Annotated in this window: 20 protein-coding genes; 7 read left to right on the top strand and 13 right to left on the bottom strand. The window is 55.9% G+C overall.

Features of this window, described 5'->3' with window-relative positions:
• Positions 1–23: 23 nt before the first annotated feature.
• The 3 genes from tnpC (AGR2A_RS16165) to AGR2A_RS16175 form a co-directional block, all read right to left on the bottom strand.
• Complete coding sequence (gene tnpC, locus AGR2A_RS16165; protein ID WP_080823177.1) at positions 24–1,616, bottom strand: IS66 family transposase; 1,593 nt, start codon at positions 1,614–1,616, stop codon at positions 24–26.
• A 73-nt stretch (positions 1,617–1,689) separates the two neighbouring features.
• A complete protein-coding gene (gene tnpB / locus AGR2A_RS16170; protein ID WP_037095105.1) occupies positions 1,690–2,034 on the bottom strand; it encodes an IS66 family insertion sequence element accessory protein TnpB in 345 nt (114 codons plus the stop codon).
• A complete protein-coding gene (locus AGR2A_RS16175; protein ID WP_107328138.1) occupies positions 2,031–2,378 on the bottom strand; it encodes a transposase in 348 nt (115 codons plus the stop codon). Before AGR2A_RS16175 ends, tnpB (AGR2A_RS16170) begins: the two co-directional genes overlap by 4 nt.
• Positions 2,379–2,519: 141 nt before the next feature.
• Between AGR2A_RS16175 and AGR2A_RS16180 the strand changes: the two genes are divergently transcribed.
• From AGR2A_RS16180 to tnpC (AGR2A_RS16190), 3 genes are all read left to right on the top strand, one after another.
• On the top strand, positions 2,520–2,870 hold the full coding sequence (locus AGR2A_RS16180) for a transposase (RefSeq protein WP_080823178.1): 351 nt from the start codon (positions 2,520–2,522) through the stop codon (positions 2,868–2,870).
• Positions 2,867–3,211 (top strand): IS66 family insertion sequence element accessory protein TnpB, encoded by a 345-nt coding sequence (tnpB, locus tag AGR2A_RS16185; RefSeq protein WP_012478067.1) that lies wholly within the window; start codon positions 2,867–2,869, stop codon positions 3,209–3,211. Before AGR2A_RS16180 ends, tnpB (AGR2A_RS16185) begins: the two co-directional genes overlap by 4 nt.
• Positions 3,212–3,285: 74 nt before the next feature.
• Positions 3,286–4,875, top strand: coding sequence for an IS66 family transposase (tnpC, locus tag AGR2A_RS16190; protein WP_080823179.1), 1,590 nt, complete (start codon positions 3,286–3,288; stop codon positions 4,873–4,875).
• Between the two features lie 607 nt (positions 4,876–5,482).
• Here tnpC (AGR2A_RS16190) and AGR2A_RS16195 read toward each other — a convergent pair.
• From AGR2A_RS16195 to AGR2A_RS16230, 8 genes are all read right to left on the bottom strand, one after another.
• Complete coding sequence (locus AGR2A_RS16195; RefSeq protein WP_080823180.1) at positions 5,483–6,703, bottom strand: glycosyltransferase family 4 protein; 1,221 nt, start codon at positions 6,701–6,703, stop codon at positions 5,483–5,485.
• 158 nt (positions 6,704–6,861) lie between these two features.
• Positions 6,862–8,295: a mannose-1-phosphate guanylyltransferase/mannose-6-phosphate isomerase gene (locus AGR2A_RS16200; RefSeq protein WP_080823181.1), complete on the bottom strand. Its 1,434-nt coding sequence runs from the start codon at positions 8,293–8,295 to the stop codon at positions 6,862–6,864.
• A 131-nt stretch (positions 8,296–8,426) separates the two neighbouring features.
• Entirely contained in the window at positions 8,427–8,807 is a 381-nt protein-coding gene (locus AGR2A_RS16205) for a hypothetical protein (RefSeq protein WP_080823182.1), read from the bottom strand.
• Positions 8,804–10,345 carry an NTP transferase domain-containing protein gene (locus tag AGR2A_RS16210; protein WP_080823183.1) on the bottom strand — a complete coding sequence of 514 codons (1,542 nt, stop codon included), beginning with the start codon at positions 10,343–10,345 and terminating at the stop codon, positions 8,804–8,806. Before AGR2A_RS16210 ends, AGR2A_RS16205 begins: the two co-directional genes overlap by 4 nt.
• Before the next feature lie 2 nt (positions 10,346–10,347).
• A complete protein-coding gene (locus AGR2A_RS16215) occupies positions 10,348–11,304 on the bottom strand; it encodes an SIS domain-containing protein (protein WP_080823184.1) in 957 nt (318 codons plus the stop codon).
• Between the two features lie 3 nt (positions 11,305–11,307).
• Positions 11,308–12,564 carry a glycosyltransferase gene (locus AGR2A_RS16220; protein ID WP_080823185.1) on the bottom strand — a complete coding sequence of 419 codons (1,257 nt, stop codon included), beginning with the start codon at positions 12,562–12,564 and terminating at the stop codon, positions 11,308–11,310.
• 87 nt (positions 12,565–12,651) lie between these two features.
• Positions 12,652–13,656, bottom strand: coding sequence for a TylF/MycF/NovP-related O-methyltransferase (locus AGR2A_RS16225; RefSeq protein ID WP_080823186.1), 1,005 nt, complete (start codon positions 13,654–13,656; stop codon positions 12,652–12,654).
• Complete coding sequence (locus AGR2A_RS16230) at positions 13,653–14,585, bottom strand: hypothetical protein (protein WP_080823187.1); 933 nt, start codon at positions 14,583–14,585, stop codon at positions 13,653–13,655. Before AGR2A_RS16230 ends, AGR2A_RS16225 begins: the two co-directional genes overlap by 4 nt.
• Before the next feature lie 1,360 nt (positions 14,586–15,945).
• Between AGR2A_RS16230 and gmd the strand changes: the two genes are divergently transcribed.
• Positions 15,946–17,064 (top strand): GDP-mannose 4,6-dehydratase, encoded by a 1,119-nt coding sequence (gmd, locus tag AGR2A_RS16235; RefSeq protein ID WP_080823188.1) that lies wholly within the window; start codon positions 15,946–15,948, stop codon positions 17,062–17,064.
• Between the two features lie 7 nt (positions 17,065–17,071).
• Entirely contained in the window at positions 17,072–18,031 is a 960-nt protein-coding gene (gene fcl, locus AGR2A_RS16240) for a GDP-L-fucose synthase (RefSeq protein WP_080823189.1), read from the top strand.
• Positions 18,032–18,293: 262 nt separating this feature from the next.
• Here fcl and AGR2A_RS16245 read toward each other — a convergent pair whose 3' ends face one another.
• The gene (locus tag AGR2A_RS16245; RefSeq protein ID WP_286079588.1) at positions 18,294–19,298 is read right to left on the bottom strand and encodes a glycosyltransferase family 4 protein; all 1,005 of its coding nucleotides are present in this window, start codon (positions 19,296–19,298) and stop codon (positions 18,294–18,296) included.
• A 680-nt stretch (positions 19,299–19,978) separates the two neighbouring features.
• Here AGR2A_RS16245 and AGR2A_RS16250 point away from each other — a divergent pair.
• Positions 19,979–21,742 (top strand): ABC transporter ATP-binding protein, encoded by a 1,764-nt coding sequence (locus tag AGR2A_RS16250; RefSeq protein ID WP_080823415.1) that lies wholly within the window; start codon positions 19,979–19,981, stop codon positions 21,740–21,742.
• A gap of 103 nt (positions 21,743–21,845) precedes the next feature.
• On the opposite strand, the gene AGR2A_RS16255 is transcribed toward AGR2A_RS16250, so the two are convergent.
• Positions 21,846–23,030: an AGE family epimerase/isomerase gene (locus tag AGR2A_RS16255; RefSeq protein WP_080823191.1), complete on the bottom strand. Its 1,185-nt coding sequence runs from the start codon at positions 23,028–23,030 to the stop codon at positions 21,846–21,848.
• Positions 23,031–23,222: 192 nt separating this feature from the next.
• Between AGR2A_RS16255 and AGR2A_RS16260 the strand changes: the two genes are divergently transcribed.
• Positions 23,223–24,008, top strand: a complete 786-nt coding sequence (locus AGR2A_RS16260; RefSeq protein WP_080823192.1) for a 2-keto-4-pentenoate hydratase — start codon at positions 23,223–23,225, stop codon at positions 24,006–24,008.
• The last annotated feature ends 63 nt before the right edge of the window (positions 24,009–24,071 follow it).

The raw sequence follows: 24,071 nt of genomic DNA on the forward strand, positions 1-24,071 counted from the left end.
CGTAAGCGGCAAGCTGAGACCGTTCAGCGCGTGTAATTCCAGGGCATGAGTGCATCGAGATCGCTGCTGGGCCAACCATTGGCTATGCGCTCGAGTGTTTGGGTGAGCCAGGCCTGCGGATCGACATTGTTCATTTTCGCTGTTTGAAGGAGCGTGGCGATTGTTGCCCAAGTCCTTCCACCGCCATCGCTGCCGGCGAAGAGGCTATTCTTTCTGGTAATTGTCTGGGGCCGGATTGCACGCTCGACTATGTTGTTATCGAGCTCGATGCGGCCGTCGGTGAGAAAGCGCTCGAAGATGGAGCGACGCGAGGTGGCATAGCGGATCGCCTCGGCCAGCTTCGACTTGCCAGAGATCCGCGGTAGGGTCTTCTGCCAGAGGGAGAAGAGCTCCGTGACAACCGCAGCAGATGTCGCCTGGCGCGCGGCGACACGGGCGTCAGGGCTTTGCCCGCGAGCCGTTTCTTCCACCTGCCAGAGCTTCGCCATCAGTTCCACCGTCTCGGTGGCGATCTTGGAGCTGTCTGAGGCGTGGAGCTCGTAGAACTTGCGCCTGCTATGGGACCAGCAGTAGGCCAGCATCACGCCGTCATTGCCTCCGTCAGATCTGGCAAGCTTGTTATAGGCACCATGTCCGTCAACCTGCAGAATACCGCGATAGCCACTCAGATGCCGGGCGACCCGATCGCCAGCACGGCTATCTTCGAAGCGATAGGCAACCATCGGCGGGCTACTGCCACCGAAGGGTCTGTCATCGCGGGCATAAGCCCAAAGCCAGGCCGTCTTGGCCGATCCGGATCCGGGCGCGAGTGTGGGCAACGTCGTCTCGTCAGCGAAGATACGCTCAGCCTTCTTGATCTCGGCGAGAATGTAGTCGGCCAGGATATCAAGTTCAAAGCCAAGCTTACCCATCCATTGAGCCATCAGCTTCCGGTCAAGCTCGACCTTGTCGCGGGCATAGATTGCCTCCTGCCGATAGAGCGGAAGGCCATCGGCATACTTCGAGACGGCGATCTGCGCGAGAAGCGCTTCCGTCGGAATGCCCGCCTCGATAATGTGCGCGGGTGCGGCGGCCTGAATGACGCCGTCTTCATTTTTGAAGGCATACTTCGGCCGGCGTGTGACGATGACGCGGAACTTCGCCGGCACGACGTCAAGTCGCTCCGAGACGTCTTCTCCGATCAGCACCTTCTGTTTGCCGGCGTGTTCGGGCAGTTCATCCGGCTCGATCACCACTTCGACCCGTTCCAGATGCGGTGCGAAGCCTTTGCGCGGCCGCGGCGGACGTTTGCTGTCGGGATGGGTTGCGCCCTTGTTGACCTGGGCTCGGATCGCAGCGATGCCGGTCTCGATTTCCTCGAAGACAAAGGCCTGCTGCTCATCATCGATGCCTGGAGAGCCGAGTTTTTCTGATCGCCGGCCAAAGCGGGCACGATCAAAGGCTTTCAGGATCTGGGTCAGTCGTCCGATGCGTTCATCAGCATCGGCGTTTCTGGCTTTCAGGTCTGCGACCTCGCTCTCAAGAGCATCGGTGCGCGCTGCCTTCTCGGCCATGGCAAGGACCATAGCTTTCAGGGTCTCCATATCATCCGGGAGCTGCAGATCGGGCGGCGTCATGACGTCTACTAGAGCATATTTTGCTCCGGTTTTCCTGCCCTTTCAGGCGGTTGATTCACTTTGCCGCAGGCATTTACCCAACAATCTCCGGCGGCTTCACCGCCACCGAACGCACCCGTTTCCAGTCCATGCCTTCAACGAGCGCCATGAGTTGGGCATGGTTGAGCTGGACTCGGTTGTGGCCTATCCGCGGCCAGCAAAACTGCGCCTTCTCCAGCCGCTTGGCGTAAAGGCAAACCCCGGATCCATCCCACCAGACGATCTTGATCCGGTCGGCCCGTTTGGCCCGGAAGACATAAAGCGAGCCGTTGAACGGATCACTGCCAGCATCCCGCACCAGCGACAGCAGGCTGTCCGGCCCTTTGCGGAAGTCGATGGGATGGCTGGCCAGGAAGACCTTTACACCTGCGGGGATCATGCTGAGCGAACCGCTCGGATGACACGCTGCAGATGCGCTTCTTCAACATGCCGGCCGACCCGCACGACGATACCGTCAATGTCGATTTCGACGACGGGGTCGGGGTCAGGTGCGACTCTCTGCGGATCAACTGGTGCTGCTAGTCCAGACTCATCACTGCCCAACAGTTCTCTACGCCAGCGGTAGAGTTGGGACGGCAAGATACCGATCTGCCGCGCCACGGCAGACATGTTCACACCGGGCTGACAGGCCTGCTCAACCGCTGTGGCCTTGAATTCGTCGGACCAGAACCGCCGCAACTGTCGCGGCGACCCGTCAAGGCGATCGGGCACCGCCTCGATCATTCGCATCAACCCAAGGCTAGCCGCAGGTCTAGACATAGATCCTCACATTCAGAGAACTCGTATGCCCGACATACCCTACTCAGCATCAGCCGCGCCAGATGGGGTCTCCTTGCCGCTTACTCTGGAACTAGAAACTTTCATATGATCGAGGCCGTTCCGGAACGTTTCGAGGGCGCGCCGCGGCAGTTTCGGCGGCGTTGGTCCGATGATTTCAAGGAGCGAGCGGTGGCTGAGGCGATGGAGCCTGGAGCGAGTGTCTCGGCAATTGCGCGTCGCATCGGCATACACCCATCACAATTATTCGGCTGGCGTCGTGATGCTCGCGCCGAACAAGGGGGCTCTTCGGTGCCTGCGGCTGTCGAGGCGGATTTGGGGCCGATTTGTGCGCGGGCGGTGATCGAGGTGGTTATCGGCGACGTGATTATCCGGGCGGGGGTGGATGCCGATGAAGCACACCTCAGTCGCGTGATCCGAGTGGTGCGGTCGGCATGATCCCGTCGAACGTGAAAGTCTTTCTGGCGAGCCATCCGATCGACTTCCGTAAGGGACCTGACAGCTTGCTATCACTGGTTCGAGATGCTGGCAGTGATCCGTTCAACGGAGCTCTTTATGTCTTCCGGGCGAAACGAGCAGACCGTATCAAGATCGTATGGTGGGATGGCTCGGGCGTTTGCCTTTACGCCAAGCGGCTGGAGAAAGCCCAGTTCTGCTGGCCGCGCATCGGACATAGCCGGGTCCAGCTCAACAATGCCCAGCTTCTGGCTTTGGTGGATGGGATGGACTGGAAACGCGTTCGATCAACACCCATCAAGCCGCCCGAGATTGTTGGGTAAAACCCCTGCGGCGAATTGAATCATGCACCTGAAACTGCGGGCGGATCACAGCAAAATATGCTCTGATCATACCCATGACGCGACCCGATATAGAGCTCCCGGATGATGTAGAGGCACTCAAGGCCATGGTTCTTGCCATGGCCGAAAAGGCCGCTCGCGTCGAGGCTTTGGAAAAGCAGGTCGATGATCTCGAGGCCCGAAATGCTGATGCCGATGAGCGCATCGAGCGGCTGACACAGATCCTGAAAGCTTTTGACCGCGCGCGCTTCGGGCGGCGTTCAGAGAAACTTGCAGCGGCCAGTGTTGATGACGAGCAGCATGCTTTTGTCTTTGAGGAGATCGAGACCGGTATTGCGGCGATCAGGGCCAAGGTTACGAGTGGCATCAACAAAGATGGCAAACGTCCACCGAGGCCACGCAAGGGCTTTGCGGCGCATCTGGAGCGTATCGAGGTGGTGATCGAGCCGGAAGACTTGCCGGAGCATGCGGGTAAGACCAAAATCCTGATCGGAGAAGACATATCCGAACGCTTGGATGTCGTTGCAGCGAAGTTCCGTGTCATTGTTACGCGCCGTCCCAAATACGCTTTTAAGAACGAAGACGGCGTGATCCAGGCTGCGGCCCCGACACATATCATCGAGGCGGGTATCCCAACCGAAGCGCTTCTGGCCCAGATCGCCGTCTCCAAATATGCCGATGGCCTACCACTCTATCGGCAAGAAGCGATCTACGCCCGCGACAAGGTCGAACTCGACCGCAGGCTCATGGCTCAATGGATGGGAAAGCTGGGGTTCGAGCTCGACATCCTCGCCGATTACATCCTGAACGAAATCAAGAAGGCGGAACGAATATTTGCCGACGAGACGACCCTGCCGACACTGGCGCCTGGATCCGGGTCGGCGAAGACCGCTTGGTTATGGGCCTATGCCAGGGATGACCGACCGTTCGCAGGCAACAGCCCGCCCATGGTGGCCTATCGCTTCGAAGACAGTCGGGCGACCGACTGCGTGGCACGACACCTCAGCGGCTATCGCGGGATTCTGCAGGTTGACGGGTACGGGGCCTACAGCAAACTCGTCCGCAAGGACGGCGGCAACGACGGCGTTATTCTGGCTGGCTGCTGGGCCCATAGCCGTCGCAAGTTCTATGAATTGCATGTCGCCAAGAGCTCCAAGGTTGCAACTGAGACAGTCGAGCGAATGGCAACGCTCTGGGAAATAGAAGATACCGTCCGTGGTCAAAGCCCTGAGGCGCGTGTCGCTGCCCGACAAGAACGCTCGGCGGCGATAGTCCGTGACCTCTTCACTCTCTGGCAGACGACTTTGCCGCGAGTATCAGGCAAATCCAAACTCGCCGAAGCTCTACGGTACTCGATCAAGCGTCGTGACGTCTTCGAACGCTTCCTCACGGACGGCCGTGTCGAGCTCGACTCCAACATCGTCGAGCGAGCGATCAGACCTCAGGCGATAACAAGAAAAAATAGTCTCTTCGCCGGCAGCGACGGCGGCGGCAAGACATGGGCGACAATCGCGACACTTTTGCAGACTGCAAAAATGAATTCTGTCGATCCCCAGGCCTGGCTGACGCAGACGCTCGAGCGCCTTGCAAACGGCTGGCCTAGCAGCGAAATCCATACCCTTATGCCGTGGAGCTACAAGGCCTGAACGGCCTCAGCTTGCCGCTTACAGAAACTCCTTATCGCTCGTCCATGAAAACTCGATCACAGATCAGGCGACAGCGGGCAACGTGGGGGTGGGACAGCGGTTACGATTTAGATATCGGTATTCTTTCATTGTGATAGCCTCCAGCGCGTCTCCACGCGTTAGCCACACCATCGGCTTCATGCAACCCTTAAATACGGTTTAACGTCTAAACATATTCGTTGTGGACACGGTGTCGTCGACTTAGATGCTCAACATGACATCCGGCCAATCAACAAACCTGCAATTCTCTCCAGAGCATCCGCGAATGCCCTCACCCCAGCGAATTGAATTACGAACCTAAAATCGAGGGTGGATCGCACCAAGGTAGCGCCACCTGATGAAAGAGTTATGAGCGTATAGGACGGCCCACAATCTTTGGCGCAGTCTGGATCATAAGATATGCTTGATGAGATGGACAAGGCACTGACCGCCCACCTGTCATCCACCTGTGCAGACAGCCGAAAAGGCTGCTAGATCTAAGCCATCTGGTGTTCGCTTAGCAGAAACAAATCACTCATCACGGCCACCTTCCTGAGACTGTGAAACACATCGCAAACCAGACCGGGGCCTAGGCAAAAATTCGCGCCATGGCTTCTGATACGAGGAGGCCATACCGCTCTTGCGCAGCGGCAACCTTGTCCCGCCGTTGTTGCCAAGGCAAGTCGCACAGTGTCACCACAGAGTGAGCAAATTCTTCGTCAGTCTCTGCGGTGATCCCGTTGCCGACGATCTCAGCAATTCCTGCGATCCCAGTTCCCTTCGGGACGACACACAGATGGCCGTAGGCTAGTGCCTCCTGGAACACAGCCGAGCCCCGCAGCTTGTAGGTTTCCCGTGAGTAAGGAAGAATTGAAAAGCTGCTCCGCCTGTAGAGATCTCTCATTTCGTTATCCGTCAGATCGGCAGACATCACTTCGATTGACGGGTTTAAATGCAGGAGATCTTGATACCCCGGCGAATAGTGCCGGTCCGTAGTTCTCATGGAGTGGACGATCCAGCGGACATCCCTGCCGAGCTCCTTTACGAGGGCCGCAATATTGCATATTCGGTCGTAGCCCTTGTCAACGCGCCCCTGACCGGGTAGCGCGAACGTCGGCAGTTCCGACCCTTCCGGCCCCGGGCTAACTGCGTGCATCGGGTATGGGAACAGGAACGCGTCTGGGATGTGCCTCTTTAGAACGTCAAGGTAGGCAGGGGTCTCGCAAGATACCTGGATATACAGACCCTTGTCCCGGCCGCGCCTGACACTAGCCACGATTTCGTCCAGCGGAGACCGATACGAGTAGGAGTGATGCTCCATTACGCCGATCAGCCGGAAATGCAGCCGCGGCCTTCGCTCGGATGGACATTTCTCGAAATGCTCTACTAGACAGCGCACCCCGTACATGTCGGCACTCGGCAGAACGAGTATATCCGACGAGGAAAAGTCGAGAGCATGATCCACTTCGGCCACGTTTCGCAACGCATCAATCTCGGCTATTTCGCGTCCTGTCAACCGACGTGCCAGCCTGTTACTGATCTTGATGGCCGCCCGGTGGAAGTTTTCCGTACTGACCCGGAACCCAGCAAATTTGATGGAGCGGTCGAACCTGAAGAAGCCTTGCAGGGGGGACGCAAGGATCTTATCGAACTCCGCAATGTTTCCTCGGAACGTGATCGGCACCAGAGTTGTAATAGGTGCAAATTCTGAAAAATATGTGCCAAAGATATGCAAGCTCGGCACATTGTGCCCGAAAGGCTGCACGCATGTGTAATCGAGAAGAAAAATTCTTTCTGGTGCGAATGCCATAGAGATAATATTTCCAAAGTTGCACAGACAAGGCCCTGGTGGCGTACTTGGCTCAGGACAACCAACAGTTTAGACGTTTCACGTACGGAAGCAAATTGGTGAAAATGACAGATCCGTTAGGGCGGACAAGATACCAACACCTGGCGCAAAGGCGGACCCTACACCTTGGCGGCCTGTCCCCGCGAATAAACGTCCTCATAACGTATGATGTCGTCCTCGCCAAGATAGCTACCCGTCTGCACCTCGATCAGCACCATTGGCATCTTACCCGGGTTCTCCATCCGGTGCACCGCGCCCACAGGGATGTAGACCGATTGGTTCTCGGTCACCAGTTTCACCGTATCGTTCACAGTCACCCGAGCCGTGCCCTGTACGACGATCCAGTGCTCAGCCCGGTGATGGTGGCTTTGCAGGCTGAGCACTGCGCCAGGATGTACCACAATCCGCTTTACCTGAAACCGGTCGGCTAAAACGAGTGTCTCGAACCAGCCCCAAGGGCGATGGTCCTTGGGGAAGCTCTCGGCCTGCGCCGCGCCCTTTTCCTTTAGAGCCGACACCGCAAGCTTCACATCCTGAGCGCGAGACTTGTGAGCCACCAGTACCGCGTCTGGGGTCGCCACCGCGACAATACCATCGAGGCCGATGCCGACCAGCTCCAGCCCTTCAACCTCGGAGCGCAGGAGCGTATCGCGGCAGTCGATATTTGTCACCGGTCCTGAGACGGCGGTACCGTCACCGGTGTTTTCCATTTCGCGCGCGACTGCGTCCCAGTCGCCGAGATCCGACCAAGCGCCGCTGTATGGCACAACCGACAGGTTATCGGCGTGTTCCATCACTGCGTAGTCGATAGACTGCGCCTCGGCCTCGGCCCAAGGACCTGGCGCGAGACGGAGGAAGCCGAGGTCCTTCTGCCCCTCACAGAGCGCACGGCGCACCGGCTCCGCGATCTGCGGCGCGTGGGTGTCGAAGGCAACTACCATATCCTTGGCCGCAAATAGAAATATCCCGGCGTTCCACAGAAAGGTACCGGCGGCCAGCATTTTCTCCGCTGTCGCGTGGTCGGGCTTCTCGACAAAACGCTTCAGCGCCACCGGCGCCCCATCGTCCTTTATGGCATCGGCAAGCTCAAGATAACCATAGCCAGTCTCGGGCCGGTCGGGAGTGATGCCGAAAGTGACGATGCGGCCCTCAGCCACCGCCGAAAGGCCTTTAACGACCGCAGCGCGGAACGATTCCAGTTCGGCGATGACGTGGTCCGAGGGCGCCACTAGCAGCACAGCCTCAGGGTCGGCCTCCAGGGCGTGCAGCGCCGCAGCCATCACCGCTGGCCCCGTGTTACGCCCCTCTGGCTCAATCAGAATCGCCCCGGAGTCGATCCTCGCTTCGGCCAGTTGCTCAGTGACGATGAAGCGAAAATCCGACCCGGTTATCGCAATTGGCTTACCGTAGCCTGGCCCGGACAGCCGCATGGCCGCCTGCTGAAACAACGTCCGCTCGCCCATCAACGGCACGAACTGCTTGGGGTAGCTCTTGCGCGACAACGGCCATAGCCGCGTACCCGAACCGCCGCACATCAGGATCGGGGTGATCATTTTATATATCCTTTCTTACGTGCTGCACAACGGCAGCCTCAAATCTGTGCCCAATCTGGAGACCAATCTCCCCACCGGCTCACAATCCGGGCCACGGAGGGCTCGCCCCAGGACGATCCAGCTTTCAAAGCCTAGAGATTTGGATCACGGATGACTAGGCACTCACCGAGACCAGCGTTACGGGGGACGTTAATGGCAAAAGCAGTGCGCATGCCGGAGGGTTTCGTGTCGTTCACCAAAATACGCTCACCGTGCGGCGCGTCCATAATGAGGGTCGAATAACGCAGACCGAAGCCACGCAACGCAGCTTCCGTGACGCCCCTATATTTCTCGGAACGCGCAGTGATGATGACCACCATATCGTTGTCACGAAGCGCACCCCAAAATTCCCGCACCCCCGGCAGGAGTTGGTCGCCCGCCCCGCTCAAATGTCCGTTGTGTGCAAAGACGGTCCCGTCCAGATCGATGAACCAAGTGGAACCAAGCTCGCTGATACGAACAGGTCCGCTCATTTCAAAGCCTTGTTGAGATAGTAGATGCCGAGGCAGTAGGACCCGATGGCACTGTCGAAGTCATCCTTCGCGTAGCCCGAAAGAGACGCCCAAATCATCGCATTGATAACCTTGATGTCAGCAAGCTTCGGGCCGAATGCTTCCTTGAAGACACTCTCGGAAACCGACTTGAAAAGGCTTTTATCCGTCAGGACTTCGGATATACCGGCATCCGCGTCAAGATAGAGCTTGAATTTCCGGCGGTTGAACCCGTCGTAATTCGAATAGCTGGAATAATAGAGCTTGGCGAAATCGTAACGCGGATCACCAAAGACCTTATGCTTGTCGAAGGAGCCCCGGGGATCGATCAGGTAGATCCGGCCGTCGTCGGAGAGCAGCGAATTGGAAAAGGTACAATCCCCGTGGATTACGGAGAACTTCTCGACCTCACAGATATCCGAAACGATCTTCTCGAGCTCAGGAAGATAGTCGTCATGGAGGTAATTCTTGCACTTCAGGCCGTTGATAACTAGGCTTTTGCGCGATGCGAACGGATTTATGGACTCGATTTCTCTCGTGCGCGAAACGGTCTTGCGAAAATAGACTGAGTGGCAAGCCTCAAAATCAGCCGGCGTGCTGTCCAGCGCGTGCAATTCTCCCAGGACATCCAAATAGTCCTCGATCAGCTGCCTCCGCGAGGCAGATTCCATTTCCTCGAGTTCGAAGAGGTGCTTGCCCCGGATGCGCTGCATCTCGAGGGGTGAGTAGGAATGAATCTGGGGAATGTGCCTGAACTCGCGAGCGGAAACTTCCTTGTACCAGTTCACCTCGTCCTGGGCGACATTGCGATACCGCTCATCGGTGAGAGTTTTCTTAACAACTTCGTCCTTGATAACGATGTTATTAAAGAACCGGCAATAGCTGCTGCTTTCGTTAAGTCCCTGGATCGTGTCGAAATCACCGACTTCGCGCATGGCGTTGAAGGTGAAGCTGTCAAACCCCGAAATGTTTCGGGACACCCATTTGACGAACTCTCCTCCGGCCGGCACCTCCGCGAGGGCGCTCTTGTTTTTCATGTAGAAAATCCCGGCGACACCATTCGTCGTGGAAGGATTTTCAGCCAACGCGCCTTCTTCAGTCATCGACCAGCGGCAGACAAAGTTATCCGTCAGTACAACTCCAAAATCTGTATCGCGGATTCTCCGGTTCAACTCATCATTGAGTTCCGTACCGTCGACAAGGATATCGGACCAAATGACAACGATGGAACTTGCGTCATCGATCTCACGGATGGCCTCATAAATCCCAGAGGCAGTTCCTGTCTCCTTGGTGTTAACAAGCGAGTAGTCGCAAGGCGGAGGCTCCATCTGAAGGTAACTGCGCAGCTCATCGAACTTGTAGTCACCTATGACGATGAATTTCGCCTCGGGAAATTTGTCGAATATTCGGTACAAGATTGGTCGCCCCTCGACAGAGACAAGGCATTTCGGCTTGTTCCATGTAAGGTGCCTCAGCCTGCTTCCGCGACCTCCGGCTTGGACGACAACGTAATCGGGCATGCTTAGTCCTCCGCTTTCTCAGGTTGCAGCTCTGTCAGATGACGAATGTGCACGATCCCGATCGGCTTATTTTCCCGGCAAACGAATGCAGACGGAATCTTGCGATCACGAAACACACTGACCACGTCGGACAGAACCATTTCCGCCTCAAGGACGGTCATGTTCGCGTTGGAAACAGAGTCGATGGGTGCCGACAAATCAAGGTGTTCGACCCCGCGACGCAGATCCCCGTCGGTGAAGATGCCGACCAGTGTCCCGTCTTTGTCAATAATACCCACACATCCCACCATACCTGTCGTCATCATGACGATGGAATCACGAATGGTCATGCCTTGCCGCACGAGGGGCAGCGGCTTCGTCTGCATCACGTCCTCAACAGAACGTCCGAGTTGACCCAGAGCACCGCCGGGGTGGTGACGCATGAACGCGCCAGCATCCAGTCCGAGGCCGGCGACCGTGGCGACGAAGATCGCATCGAGCGCGACCAGGGCGGAAAGCGTGGAGTACGTCGGTGCGAGCCGGTGCGGCACGGCCTCGTCGGTTTTCGGAATTACAATTGCGAATTCCGACTCGCGCACTAGGGCGCTTGTGGCATTTGAAGAAATGGCCACAGTTGAGATTCCTGCACTCCCGCAAAAATTCACGACCGGAAAAAGTTCCGTCGAAGCACCGGAACGCGACACGAGGATAACCACATCGTTACTGTCCAGTGCGCCAAGGTCGCCGTGCGCACATTCCGACGCGTGAAGGAAAAGCGATGTCACGCCATAACTGTTGAAAGAGCCGCAGACCTTGCGGCAGATGTGGCCAGACTTTCCGATCCCGACCAGCACTACCTTTCCGCCGCATCCGATCGCCTCGACTAGTCGCGCGACTACCGTCTCTATCTGGTCCTTGGCACTCTCGACGACAGTTACAGCCTCGGCGGCTCCGTTGAAATAAGCGTCGAAATCAAACACCTGTCATCTCCATATTGCACTGACCTTCCTGTTCTGATCCGCGGAAAGCACACTCGACGCACCACCGCTCAGGTTGCATGTATCAAGATGCTTATATCCGTTCATGCAAAGACGGGGCATCGCGTTCATGTAGCGTGCGGCACCCTCTACTAGTCGCCGAGTCAGTTTCACCTCGTAGGCTGTCAGTTTCGTCTCATCATATTCCTGGATGCGGTCCAGAATTTGCAGAACAGCGATATGAACATTCCCGACGTCCGCCACCTCTGACGGCGCAACGCGGTTCACGAGTTCGGCAAAGAACTTCGCGAGTGTCCAGAATTCGAGATCGTTCAGGTCCCTGGAGTATTCCAAAAACATCCGGGACATCCGGTCCAAAGCGGCAGCTTGGTCGGAGTCATTGTCCAGCATCCCTACTATCCGCATCACGAGGCCGAATGCATGCCGCCTTTTCTGTTGTTCCCGTTGCAGCAGCGCCAGATTCAAGGTGCCGCGGAAAGCGTGTCTAAAAGGCTTAAGGACCGACTTTGGTGACGTCGGTGTTGTGGTATCAGAATATTTCGCCTGAACCTGAAGCCAATCAAAATAACAATTCGCCGGATGCCGAAATGAAAAACCACCCGCGAAATAGATGCAAAGCGGCTTGTCTATGTAAGAAAACTGATAGCCCTTACTGTAAAGGTCGAAGAAATAATCGTGATCAGCGGATACACGGAATGTCAACGACATCGGGTTCTTGCGAAGGACCGAAGTGCGATAGACGATCGCCTGCTGGCAAACCATGTTATCCACATAGGGTTGCGAGCCTTCTCCGAAACCTTCGACAAGATCCTTTGCTGGCATCCCGGTTTTCAGCTTTACCGTGCCGTCGCTCTCGATGTAGATCTCGTCCCCGTGAAGGACATCGACATTGTCCGCGAGGGACGCCTGGATCAGGTCCGTGGTCCTTTCGTCCACGAACATGTCGCCGCAGTTGAGGAAAATCACAAATTCGCCTTCGCACAGAGTGACGGCGTTGTTCATGGCCTCGTATATGCCGTTGTCGAAACGATGAACCATCCTGACGCGCGGCACGCCGGCGGCGGCTATCCCGTCTTTTATGCTTTCTATCTTCAGCCGCTCGTCTTCCTGGTCGCTACCATCATAGACTAGCCACTCGAAGTTCCTGTTCAGTTGTTCCCGGATCGACTTGGCTGTAGCGATCAGGTCTTGAGAGTTGTTGCGCGTGGCCGTGACAACAGTCAACTTGCAGTCATTTTCCACCGTTTTACCTCCGTGCTATGATGGTGCGTATCACTCTGGGGTTTACCAGCCAAGGGCGCTAAGTCGCAAAGCTTGAATTTCCCTACGTCAGAGCCGGATGAGAAACACCTGGCCGGATTCCATGAAGACAGGCACGAAATCGCGGCCGAGGTCCGAGTCCATGAACCTTTGAAGCGCGAGGCGCGCGCCGATGAGTGCGGGGGTATGGCCGGCATCCTCACAGATCAGCAACCCACCCTTGACAATCTTCGGCGCGAGCTTGCGGAGCCCAACATCGACGGCCTCGTAAAGGTCCACGTCCAGGTTGGCCATCGCGATCTTGTCGATACCTTCGAGGAAATCATCGGTAATTATATTCTGCTTCTTCACGGTCACCGAATTGATACCGCACTTCCGTTCCAGACGCTGACGCACGACATCATAGCCAGCGCTCTGGTGGCTATCGGCCCAGCGGGTGTCGGTGGAGTTATACGCGACATCGTAGTCGAAGCCGGAAAACACGTCAAAGAAGTAGAAATCTCTCCTCGGATACCCCTTTCGGTTATAGTAATCAAGAATGACCCCGCCGCTCGACCCGTTGAAACATCCACATTCAACGATGTCACCCTCGAGGTGCTGGATGATCGAAAGTGCCTGGCAGAGGTTGACAAAATCCCCAAGTGTACCCGGGTCGTCAATCTTCAGGAAATTCTCTTGCTGTTGCTCTTGAAACGACTCTCGCAGGCTGAAATTGACCATGGGATCGTCGAAACGATAGCCCCCAGTGCCATGTCCGCCTAGCGCGACCCACCTGATTTGATAATCAACGCAGAAGCCGACCATCGGAAGCATGGTTTGCGCGATTTCTTCGATGAACACGACGAGGATTTCGTCTCGTCCATGATCTACCAGCGCCACCTCAAGCTCCGGCAAGGCTTCTTCGAAGCTCACGATCGGAAAAGGCAAATTCGCAAGGTAGTCCGCGCCCAGATGCTCCGCAATGAGTTCCCGGGCCCCAACCACCACGACCGTACGCGCCATTGGCACTTCAGTCGACAGCTTGTCTAGGTTGTTGCGGACCTCATTCCAGTCGAGCTTCGAAGTCAGAATCATCCTACTTTCTCCGGGCTGTGTATCAGTGCCGTGCAGACGCCACCGCCTGCCAGTTCCTCCAGTACGACCTCTCGGCGTGACATCCGGTAGTTCTTATAGATTTCCATCGAGGGGTAATAGGTCAACAGCGATCGACCAGTGAAATACGCAAGGTCCGTCAATCCGGACCGTACGGTCAGCACCAGATCGCTCTGTTCGATTTCCGAATGCAGCGCCACCAAATCTCCCCCAACTATCCGTGTGTCTATGCCTTGGCGGGTAAGTGCCTCCGCAAATTTCTCACTCAAGGGAGATTCATCACTTTTCGACTTGATATCCAGCCGGCGTGAATTGCCTGCGTTCGAGTGCACCTTCACCACGTTCCACGCCGGATCGTCCAGAACAGTGATCAATTCACTGATCTGCGTCATGTCGATTGGCACGCTATTCGCGTTCGGCGAGGCGAAAACAGACCTCGCGCCAGAGATCACAGCCATCGCAACGTCACGTGCGTAGATTTGGGTATAATTTCGATCGAGACTCGAAGCAATCCGCGCTTCAGAATACATCTCGTAGAGGTTGACCCAGCTTTCTGACGCGCCGAATAGTGCACCAAGATCGTTTGACAGATCGGGCCAGAGACAAGTGACCAACCCAACTTCGGGCGCGTAGGCCGTAAACCCTCCAGTCAGATCCCCCTTCTTCTTGTGGACCTGACAGAAGTCGAGAAGTTCCGCGACGCTATCGTCCTCGAGGACCTTGAACTTGCCAAGGTCGAAGACATTTTGCATCCCATCCCGCTTGTTGATGAGCTTCGCAAGATATAAGGTTTTTGCCTCGTCGCGCCGAGACACGCAAATCCTGGGCTCGATCCCGTTTGCCAAGCTGGCGATGCAGAGAAGCTGGTAAAGCTGATCTCCGACACCGCCTACGACGAGAAAAGATCTCATTGCTGCCCTCCCAGCTTCCGGAACTTATTGGTCAGCCGGCGTATGCGTTTTTCGATCGAACGCCGGAAGGATGCGCGTCTGCGTCTCATATAAACGCGGAAGGAGAACACGAGGGCTTCGGCAGATGTATAACCATACGGAACCAACCCTTGGTTGTGCCGATGTTGCCTGCGCTTCTCCAGTATGTCGGTAAACTGGTCGAGCGGATCCGCTCCAGTATTGTGGTCGTTCATAACGTGCGTACCCAACTGTTAAATAGAGGCTATCAATGCTCCTACGATCACATGCCTCGGCTGCGGACATCTCGCGGCTTCAACACAACGGTAAACTGAGCGATCCCTCCCAGTGCAGCCGACTCCGAGATAGATGCCAGGCGCAGCGCGGCACCCAGATCAGGCGATGTCTTGTTCGTCGGCGCTGGGGCAAATCGAAGCGACCTGAACGATCGTTTCGACCGTGATGCTATGGAGCGTCGCCACGACTCGGCAAGGCAGCGTTGGCCATCGCGACCCTCGACCGTCAAGGCGCATAGCACAGTCAATGGATCGATTCGGGCTAATCGCGCAGGGATTGCAGAAGTCTTTGTCAGCATGGCCGAGATTGTTCCGACTTGTCAACGCTCGCCATCGCAGGCTGTAGCAAGGCAGGATGTAACAGCATCAGCAACGGCTCCATTAGGATGTCAGGAACCTTCGTAGATAAACCATGGTCCTTTCGGGATCCCTATAGAGAAGTTACCGAAACGGCACAAGAGGTGCTACAACGTATCATAGAAGTTTGCCTGAACTTCGCAGTTGCGACCTGACGCGTCGTGTTTTCGTGCGCCTCGAGCAGGTCGAGGATTGTTTCGATACAAGCACCCATTGGAGCGATGCGTTATCCTTTACCCTTTCAACTTCGGAGAGCCAATTTGCCGGCCGTCATGGACAATATCGGGAGGATGCTGGCTTTCGGTAGGCGATAGCGCGTAGTGACAGACGCTTTTGCCTCTGCGATTGAAATATTGCGCGGTCTTGATCTCGACGATACGACGTTGCCTGATCATAGGTACAACATCATACTGAAGATGCGGCCCACAAGACGGCTGCACTTCGCTGAGCGGTGCGAGCCCCGAACGACCGGCGGCAATCATTCAGACGTCGCCATACCTACCACCTTCCTGCCTGCAAGCAGGTCGGTGGTCGGCCCCAAGCACCCCGTATAAGTCTGACCTAAACTTGCCGCACAGGAAGGAAATACTTGCCGCGGAGAGCTACACACGAGAATTTTTCGCTTGCTTGCGCCGGTTTTTATGGTAGTCGGCGCCCTTAGTGCGTATCAGGGGCCACCTTGGACGCTTAACAATTTGTAAGGATTTCAGATGAAGAAGGCACTGATCACCGGCATCACGGGCCAGGACGGCTCCTACCTGACCGAATTCCTGCTCGCTAAAGGCTACGAGGTTCACGGGATTAAGCGCCGGGCGTCGATGTTTAATACACAACGCGTCGATCATCTCTACGAAGATCCGCACACCCCTGAGCAGCGCCTGAAGCTACATTATGGCGACCTAACCGACACCTCGAACCTGACCAGAATTATAAGCGACATCAAACCTGACGAGATCTACAATCTAGGCGCACAAAGCCACGTGGCGGTGAGCTTCGAGGCGCCTGAGTACACTGCAGACACCGATGCAGTCGGCGCGCTGCGTCTATTGGAAGCGATCCGCTTCCTCGGACTTGAGAGGAAGACGCGCTTCTATCAGGCGTCGACCTCCGAGCTTTACGGCCTAGTGCAGGAAATTCCACAGTCCGAAACGACACCGTTCCACCCAAGGTCACCTTATGCTGTCGCTAAGCTCTATGCCTACTGGATCACGGTGAACTACCGCGAAGCCTACGGAATGTATGCTTGCAACGGTATTCTCTTTAATCATGAGAGCCCACGGCGCGGCGAAACCTTCGTCACTCGCAAAATCACCCGTGGGTTGTGCCATATCGCCCTCGGATTGGAGCCTTGCCTTTACATGGGCAACATAGACGCGCTACGCGATTGGGGTCACGCGAAGGACTACGTTCGCATGCAGTGGATGATGCTTCAGCAGGACACGCCTGAGGATTTCGTCATCGCAACCGGCAAGCAGTACTCGGTACGTGAGTTCATCGTTTGGTCGGCAGCGGACCTCGGAATCACGCTGCGGTTTCATGGGCAAGGCACGGAGGAGGTTGGCATCGTCGAAGCCGTGGAAGGCACCCTCGCGCCGTCGGTCCGTCCTGGCGACGTAATCGTCCGCATCGATCCGCGCTACTTCCGCCCCGCCGAGGTTGAGACCCTGCTAGGCGACCCCACCAAGGCCAAGGAAAAGCTCGGCTGGGAGCCTGAAATCACTACCCGCGAGTTGTGCCGCGAAATGGTGGAGGAGGATTACAAGGCCGCACGCCGCCATGCGCTGCTACGCGAGCATGGCCTGGAACTTCCTGTATCGATCGAAACCTGAGGTAGCCATGAAATATTATGTTGCAGGCCATCGGGGCATGGTTGGGAGTGCGATCCTACGCCAGCTACAGGCGCAGGGAGCTGAAATCATCACCCGCACGCACGCAGAGCTGAACCTCGTGGACCAGGCGGCGGTGCGGGCGTTTTTCGAGGCAGAACGCCCCGATGCGGTGATACTCGCAGCCGCCAAGGTCGGCGGTATTCACGCAAACAACACCTACCCAGCCGAGTTCATCTACGAAAACCTGATGATGGAGGCAAACGTCATCAACTCGGCTTACCGGGCGGGAGTGCAACGCCTTCTGTTCCTCGGGTCGTCCTGCATCTATCCGCGCCTTGCGCCGCAACCCATGCGCGAAGATGCTCTACTGACCGGAACACTCGAGGCCACGAACGAACCCTATGCCGTCGCTAAGATTGCTGGCATCAAGCTTTGCGAGAGCTACAATCGACAGTACGGCACCGACTACCGCAGCGTGATGCCAACGAACCTTTACGGCACAGGTGACAACTTTCATCCCGAAAACAGCCACGTCCTGCCCGCTCTGATGCGACGCTTCCATGAAGCGGCCCGGACCCGCGCCGAAGAAGTCGTGGTATGGGGTAGCGGCACCCCCCGGCGCGAATTCCTACATGTCGACGATATGGCGGAAGCATCACTGTTCGTATTGCACCTCGACGCGGAGGTCTACGCAGCAAATACGCAACCCACTTTGAGCCACATCAACGTCGGCACCGGCACGGATGTCAGCATCAACGAACTGGCGCATATGCTCGCTGCGGTGACCGGTTATACTGGACGGATCACCTTCGACACTTCCAAGCCCGATGGTACCCCACGCAAGCTAATGGATGTCTCACGGCTAACCTCAATGGGATGGACCGCGAACATACCGCTGGAGCGAGGTATCGAGGATACGTACCGTTGGTTTCACGACAACGCGGCGGAGGATCTACGTCAGGTATGAGGCGCGGAGCTGAGCGTAGTAACGCTTGTCCCCGGGCGCGGTGCGCCTCAGCGCGAGACGAGTCCGCTATGATCCGGTAGGTAAGCGCAACGCGCCTTATTCCCAAGGATTAATTTGCAGAAAGATGATGAGTGGTCTGCATTGTCAGGTGGTCCGTCGAAACGTCAGCCTCTATTCGAGCGGACGATACCGCCCATCCAGACCCTAACCGTGGAACGACAGTGCACACAAGAGATTTGCACCAATCACGTAAACGAAAAATTTAGCTCTTCGGCGTTCGAACTGAACCAATTGCGTCAATAATTTCCTCTGCAACATTTCTCCAAGTGCGCATGTGCTCTCGGGAGGCTGCAATTTTTCTTCTCAAGTCTCCGTATTCGGTAGGATTTTCAAGAAGTACCTGAAGTCGGTCCGCGAGCTCTTCGGGTTTTTCTGGATCGAAGTAACGCGCCAAGTCACCTCCAGCCTCCCTCAAGGCAGGCACATCAGCCGCGAGGGCGGGAGTTCCGCACCACAGTGCCTCGCTTACCGGCAATCCCCATCCTTCCATTCGACTTGGCAACAAAAGCGCATAAGCATTTTCATATAAGAGACGCAACTCCGCCTGATTCGGATTTAAAACAAATCGGAACTTCTCGGTAAGCGGTGAATATTTCTTCTTTTTCAGGAATTTTTCGACTCTCTTCCGACGAGCGCCGGCCAGCACGAGTTCAGGTACCTCCACCCCTTTTTTATAGAGATGAAGCATAGCGTCCACTACGCATTCAAGATTCTTTCGCCCATTGTATATTCCAACACAAAGAAGGTAAGCGGTTTCTGGCCCTCGTTTCTTAACAACTTCATTGGTAGGGCGTAGCTCATGACTGAGTGGAATAGCGATAACCTGCGGAACCTTAGGCAAGACTCCAACATCTGAAAAATGATTAACCTCTGACGCGGTGAACTCAGAATTCGTTAAAATTAAAGACGCCGCGTTGATCGTCACTGAATTGTCGTAGAGAAAGTTTCGCGGAAAATTAAACTGATTTCGATGAGTGAAATCATGCAACGGAATCATATCGTGCAGGAGCGGAACGAAAATCGGTTTAGTCCCACTCTCGGCCAGAGCCATCAGATAGTCCGACATTATCTTTGGGCGACCTAGAGATACGAGAATATGATCATTGAGATCAACGTCTCTTACGGCGCCTTCCGGAATGTTAGACCAGCGCTTGGTATTTCGATATCTAACTATTTGATGCAGCAGCCCGTAGACCGCTTTTTTCAAGGAGCTCTGATCATACAGATTTTGACGAAGACGCAATGGCGTCGCCGATGGAGGTATATTGGGATCTAGAACACCAGTTGGTGAAGCATCACCCGTCCTAGGGAATACCTCAAAAAAACGGCGATGCAATGGAGAGTAAATTACGTACCGGATTGACCCATCAAGCTTCGTAAGCTCATACGCAACCTCCATAACGGTCCTGGCGATTCCGTAATACTTAAACCTCACACTCGAGTTCAGAAACAATTCTGATAAATCGTAAAATACATCTGGCATTCGCTGATCTACCTGCCTTGAAACGGCCTGATGAACGCCATCGAGAGCCTACTTATGATTTCGCGCGTACCCACCAAGTGCATACGTTCAGACGAAAGCCACATTGCGCCGATATAGATTTCGACCGGGGAGCTTGTCAATCGTGTGCCCCGTCAAAGCACTGGAACAAAACTTTGACGCCATTGTAGGTGCATTGCGTCCAAGGGAGTACGGAAATGTTGACACTCCTAAGCCCGAGGATTATTGCCTTGCCCAGCTAAGCTACCAGAGCCTCGCTCACACGCTAACCGAAAGTGCGCCGCAGAACTTTGTATTCGGCACCACGTAAGAATGCGAAAATTCCGTATGGTGGCCAATGCAGAGAAGAGTCTTGGTAGGCGTCGATGTTGAATAAGGGTTTTTCTGTGATCGGATCGTTTTTGTCGCCAGACGACAAAAAGTTGCTGACGCGACTTTTCAAAGAGAATTTCAAAAAGCACGTAGGGTGGTACTCCGCGGCGATTGTTGCAATGCTTGTCGTCGCAGGAATGACATCATTGAGCGCCTGGATCATGCGCGACATCGTAAACAGCGTCTATTTGAAACAAGGCTTCAATGTTGTTCTCAATATCGCTTTTGCTGTAGCGGCAATTTTTATTATCAAAGGAGCCGCGACTTTTGTACAGAGCTTTTACTTAAGCAAAGCGGGGAACAGTATTGTCGCCGAGCAGCAAAGAAAAATCTATGATCGGCTCTTGAAACAAGGCGTCTCGTTCTTTCAGAATCTGCCGTCATCTGAGTTGCTCGTTCGTGTTACGTTTAACGCTCAAGCGGCGCGCAACGTCATAGACACAATCGTTACCTCTTTTGTCCGCGATCTCTTTTCCCTTCTCGGTCTAATCGTAGTGATGTTTGCGCAAAATTTTCTTTTAAGCGCGATTTCTATGATCATAGGCCCTCTCGCAATTTTTAGCGTTCGCCTCGTTCTGCGCCGGGTCCGCAAGATCATGGAAGCGGAACTCGCTTCCCTCGGTGAAATCGTCAATGTTGTTCAGGAAACCAGCATCGGCGTTCGCGTCATCAAGGCTTTCTCACTCGAAAAGCTGATGCGCCAACGCATGAACAAGGCAGTGTCAGATGTTGAACAGCGCGCCAACGGCATCGCTAGGCTTGAAGCAGCAACCAGCCCGATCATGGAGACCTTGTCCGGTCTCGCAATCGCGGTGGTTATCGCAGTCTCAGGCTATACCGTACTCGAAAAGGGCGGATCGCCAGGTGACTTGATGGCCTTCATCACTGCGCTTCTGCTCGCTTATGAACCTGCAAAGCGCCTGGCGCGCATGCGTGTACAAATTGAAAGCGGCATGATCGGCGTACGTATGATGTTCGAGGTGTTGGATGCACCGCTGACTCTCACCGAAAAGAAAGACGCCGTTGCACTTCCCAAGGCAAGCGGCGACGTCGAACTCAAGAATGTAAGCTTTGAATATGTTTCCGGGCAGCCAGTTCTCAAGGATGTCAGCATCCTTTTCGAAGGTGGCAAGATGACAGCGTTGGTCGGTCCCTCCGGGAGTGGCAAATCGACCATCATTAACCTTATGATGCGCCTTTATGATCCGCAGAACGGCTCCGTTGAAATCAACGGGATGAATCTGCGCGATGTTTCCTTTGCCAGCCTGCGCCAGCATGTTTCGTACGTCGGGCAGGAAACTTTCCTGTTTTCCGGTACCATCCGGCACAATATCTCCGTTGGCCGCGACAATGCGACGGACCAAGAAATCGTTGCCGCTGCGAAGGCCGCGAATGCCCATGATTTCATCATGAAGATGCAGGATGGATACGACACAAAGCTTGGAGAGAACGGTTCGGGCCTATCGGGCGGTCAGCGGCAGCGCGTAGCGATTGCGCGTGCCATGCTTAGAGATGCCGATATTCTCATTCTAGACGAAGCAACGAGCGCACTGGATTCGGAGTCTGAGTCGCTCGTTCGTGATGCGCTAGAGCGCCTAACGCTGAACAAGACTTCAATAGTCATCGCCCATCGCCTCTCCACCATCAATCGCGCCGACAAGATCGTCGTTATGGACAATGGCGAAGTGGTCGAGCAGGGAAGCCGCCGTGAATTGCTGGCGAATGATGGTCTCTACAAGCGGCTTCACAGCATCCAGTTCGATGCGGATGTCGCGTGATCACCAAACCCAAGTGACAACCGCGACGCCACTAGCGGCGTCGGCGGATCGCTTGATTGCGGCACAGCGACGGGTGATTATCTGGTTGCTCAATGGTCCAGTATTAGTTTGCCGTCACCAGCACTGCCTCGGCCTCATAGATGGCGCAGACGATGTGGTAAAACGTGCTTGCCGGCGCCGGTTCGTCGAGCATCGGCCGATCCGCCGGCCATTTGTCGAACCACAGGCCCTTGACCGGCGTGTCAAGGAAAGGCTGCAGCGCGCCGACGGCGCTCAGACCAGAGGCAAGGTAACGCTGCCGCTCCTCGCCATCAGTTACACTGGCAAGCCGCACCGCCGCCTTCAGCCATTCCGTCTGCGGCCATAGTCGCGCAAGCCCGTCACGCATCGAAAAATCGTCGTAAAGGCTCATCACCGCCACCTTGCGGCGCGGGCAGATACCGTGGTCTTCGCCGATCTCGAACAGGCGTTTTGCATTCCTGATCGCTCCTTCGTTTCCACGCAGGCTGCCCCAGCGCACCAGAAGCCAGGCCCATTCGAACTGGTGGCCCGGCTCCATGATCCGGCCCTTCTCCCCCTCGTAGGGCGTCCAGTCATGGGCGAAGAATTCGCGCAGGCCGCCATTGCCGCCATCGATGAAGCGGGAAAGTGCGAGGCCGGCAATCTCGTCGGCCAGCGCCGACCACGGGCCGTCACGATCCTGTTCTTCCCATGCCAGCATCGCTTCGAAAAGATGCATATGCGGATTGGAGCAAAGCGGTGTGCGCGGCGGGTTCGCCTCCTCGAAGCCAGCGATGGGGTGCCTGTAGTCGCGTTCGAGAATGGCAAGGATTTCGAGCGCGCGGCTGCGCATCTCATTCCTCCGCTCGGGAAGGACCGCAGCTGTCTGTGCTGCGGCGAAAAGCGCAAAAGCCTGGTTGTAGAGATCGAAGGAGGGGTCGATCAGTTTTCCGGTCTGGTCGGCCAGGTTGCCGTAAAGGCCGTTCTCAAGGCGATAGACCTTCTCGAACCAGGACAGCCCGTGCAACACTGCGTCTTTCCAGGGGCCATGCCAGCCATGCTGGCCGGCGGCGGCATAACAATAAGCCTGGCGCGGTTGGACGCGGGCGCGGCGGTCATCGGAAAAAACCGGTTTCGCATCCTGACCGAGACGCTCGTAAAAGCCGCCATCCGGCCGGGCTGACCCCGCCTCCCACCACAATGGCAAGGCGTCCTCATCCAGCCATTTGCGTAATGTTCCGATCTCCTCGGCAAGTGTTTGCGCGATACTCGGAAATTGCACGGTCATGCGGTAACTCTTTCTTGGGGTGTATCCGTGGCACCCATACGACAAGAAAGACTGAAAACAAAGGCTAAAAACCGTCGTTTTGAGCAGCATCACTATCCCTCAGTCCAAGCGCGTTCATCTGCGCGAACTTCTGGCGAACAGCTACAGATCGTGCCACCATTAGCGACGCAGACCGAAGGGACATATCAGACAATGACGTCAATCGAAAAACTAGCACGGCGCTTCGCGGAAGCAGTTCATGAAGGCGCGAGAATTCCTCTGGCAGAGCTTGAGGCGGAGAGCCTTGTTCCCGCCACCCTTTCAGAGGCCATGGCGGTTCAGCGGACATTTGCTGGAAACTGGGCGACGCCGATCGCCGGTTGGAAACTGGCGATCCGGCCGGATGGCGAGGCTGTTGGGGCGCCGATTTTCGATTGTGTTAGGGTCGACGACGCCAACCTCGCTTCTTTTCCTGAAGATGGCACCGAAGGTGTCGAAGTCGAGATTTGCTTCACGCTTTCCGCCGACATCCCTGCTTCAACCGCTGGGCGGATGACAAGGGCCGATCTGACGGGATTTATCGACAAGGTCCATCTTGGCGCCGAACTTCTCCGCTACAGGCTGGTGGAGAAAAACCAAGTGCCGTTTCCGCTCTTTCTGGCGGATCGCCTCGCCAACCACGGCTTCGTCATCGGCCCGGAACTGGACGAAGGCATCGTGGAGCTCTTTACCGGGAACGGCGAGAATCTGCTGCAGCTCACCGTTACAGAGGGAACGGTGTCGCTGTTCGATGCCAAGGTAAAGCACCCGAATGGTGATCCGCTTGCGCCGCTTGTCGCCTTCGCCAATTCGGCATTCAACACCGGCGAGATGCTGAAGGCTGGCAATGTCGTGACGACGGGTAGCCTCTGCGGGGCGATACCAAGCGGACTAGCCGGCGAGATGCGCATAAGACTGGAATCGGCTGGTGCTTTCACGCTCTCAGGGCCGAAACGATAGCCTTTCGCTCCTTAGGCTGCTACCGTTTTCCGGCAGTCTGAGGCCTTAATCCCACTCACGCCT

The sequence above is a fragment of the Agrobacterium genomosp. 2 str. CFBP 5494 genome (assembly GCF_900013495.1).
Taxonomy (GTDB): domain Bacteria; phylum Pseudomonadota; class Alphaproteobacteria; order Rhizobiales; family Rhizobiaceae; genus Agrobacterium; species Agrobacterium pusense.

Coding starts and splice junctions, on each gene's coding strand:
- tnpC (WP_080823177.1), bottom strand. CDS start 1,616: ATGACGCCGCCCGATCTGCAGCTCCCGGATGATATGGAGACCCTGAAA.
- tnpB (WP_037095105.1), bottom strand. CDS start 2,034: ATGATCCCCGCAGGTGTAAAGGTCTTCCTGGCCAGCCATCCCATCGAC.
- AGR2A_RS16175 (WP_107328138.1), bottom strand. CDS start 2,378: ATGATCGAGGCGGTGCCCGATCGCCTTGACGGGTCGCCGCGACAGTTG.
- AGR2A_RS16180 (WP_080823178.1), top strand. CDS start 2,520: ATGATCGAGGCCGTTCCGGAACGTTTCGAGGGCGCGCCGCGGCAGTTT.
- tnpB (WP_012478067.1), top strand. CDS start 2,867: ATGATCCCGTCGAACGTGAAAGTCTTTCTGGCGAGCCATCCGATCGAC.
- tnpC (WP_080823179.1), top strand. CDS start 3,286: ATGACGCGACCCGATATAGAGCTCCCGGATGATGTAGAGGCACTCAAG.
- AGR2A_RS16195 (WP_080823180.1), bottom strand. CDS start 6,703: ATGGCATTCGCACCAGAAAGAATTTTTCTTCTCGATTACACATGCGTG.
- AGR2A_RS16200 (WP_080823181.1), bottom strand. CDS start 8,295: ATGATCACCCCGATCCTGATGTGCGGCGGTTCGGGTACGCGGCTATGG.
- AGR2A_RS16205 (WP_080823182.1), bottom strand. CDS start 8,807: ATGAGCGGACCTGTTCGTATCAGCGAGCTTGGTTCCACTTGGTTCATC.
- AGR2A_RS16210 (WP_080823183.1), bottom strand. CDS start 10,345: ATGCCCGATTACGTTGTCGTCCAAGCCGGAGGTCGCGGAAGCAGGCTG.
- AGR2A_RS16225 (WP_080823186.1), bottom strand. CDS start 13,656: ATGATTCTGACTTCGAAGCTCGACTGGAATGAGGTCCGCAACAACCTA.
- AGR2A_RS16230 (WP_080823187.1), bottom strand. CDS start 14,585: ATGAGATCTTTTCTCGTCGTAGGCGGTGTCGGAGATCAGCTTTACCAG.
- gmd (WP_080823188.1), top strand. CDS start 15,946: ATGAAGAAGGCACTGATCACCGGCATCACGGGCCAGGACGGCTCCTAC.
- fcl (WP_080823189.1), top strand. CDS start 17,072: ATGAAATATTATGTTGCAGGCCATCGGGGCATGGTTGGGAGTGCGATC.
- AGR2A_RS16255 (WP_080823191.1), bottom strand. CDS start 23,030: ATGACCGTGCAATTTCCGAGTATCGCGCAAACACTTGCCGAGGAGATC.
- AGR2A_RS16260 (WP_080823192.1), top strand. CDS start 23,223: ATGACGTCAATCGAAAAACTAGCACGGCGCTTCGCGGAAGCAGTTCAT.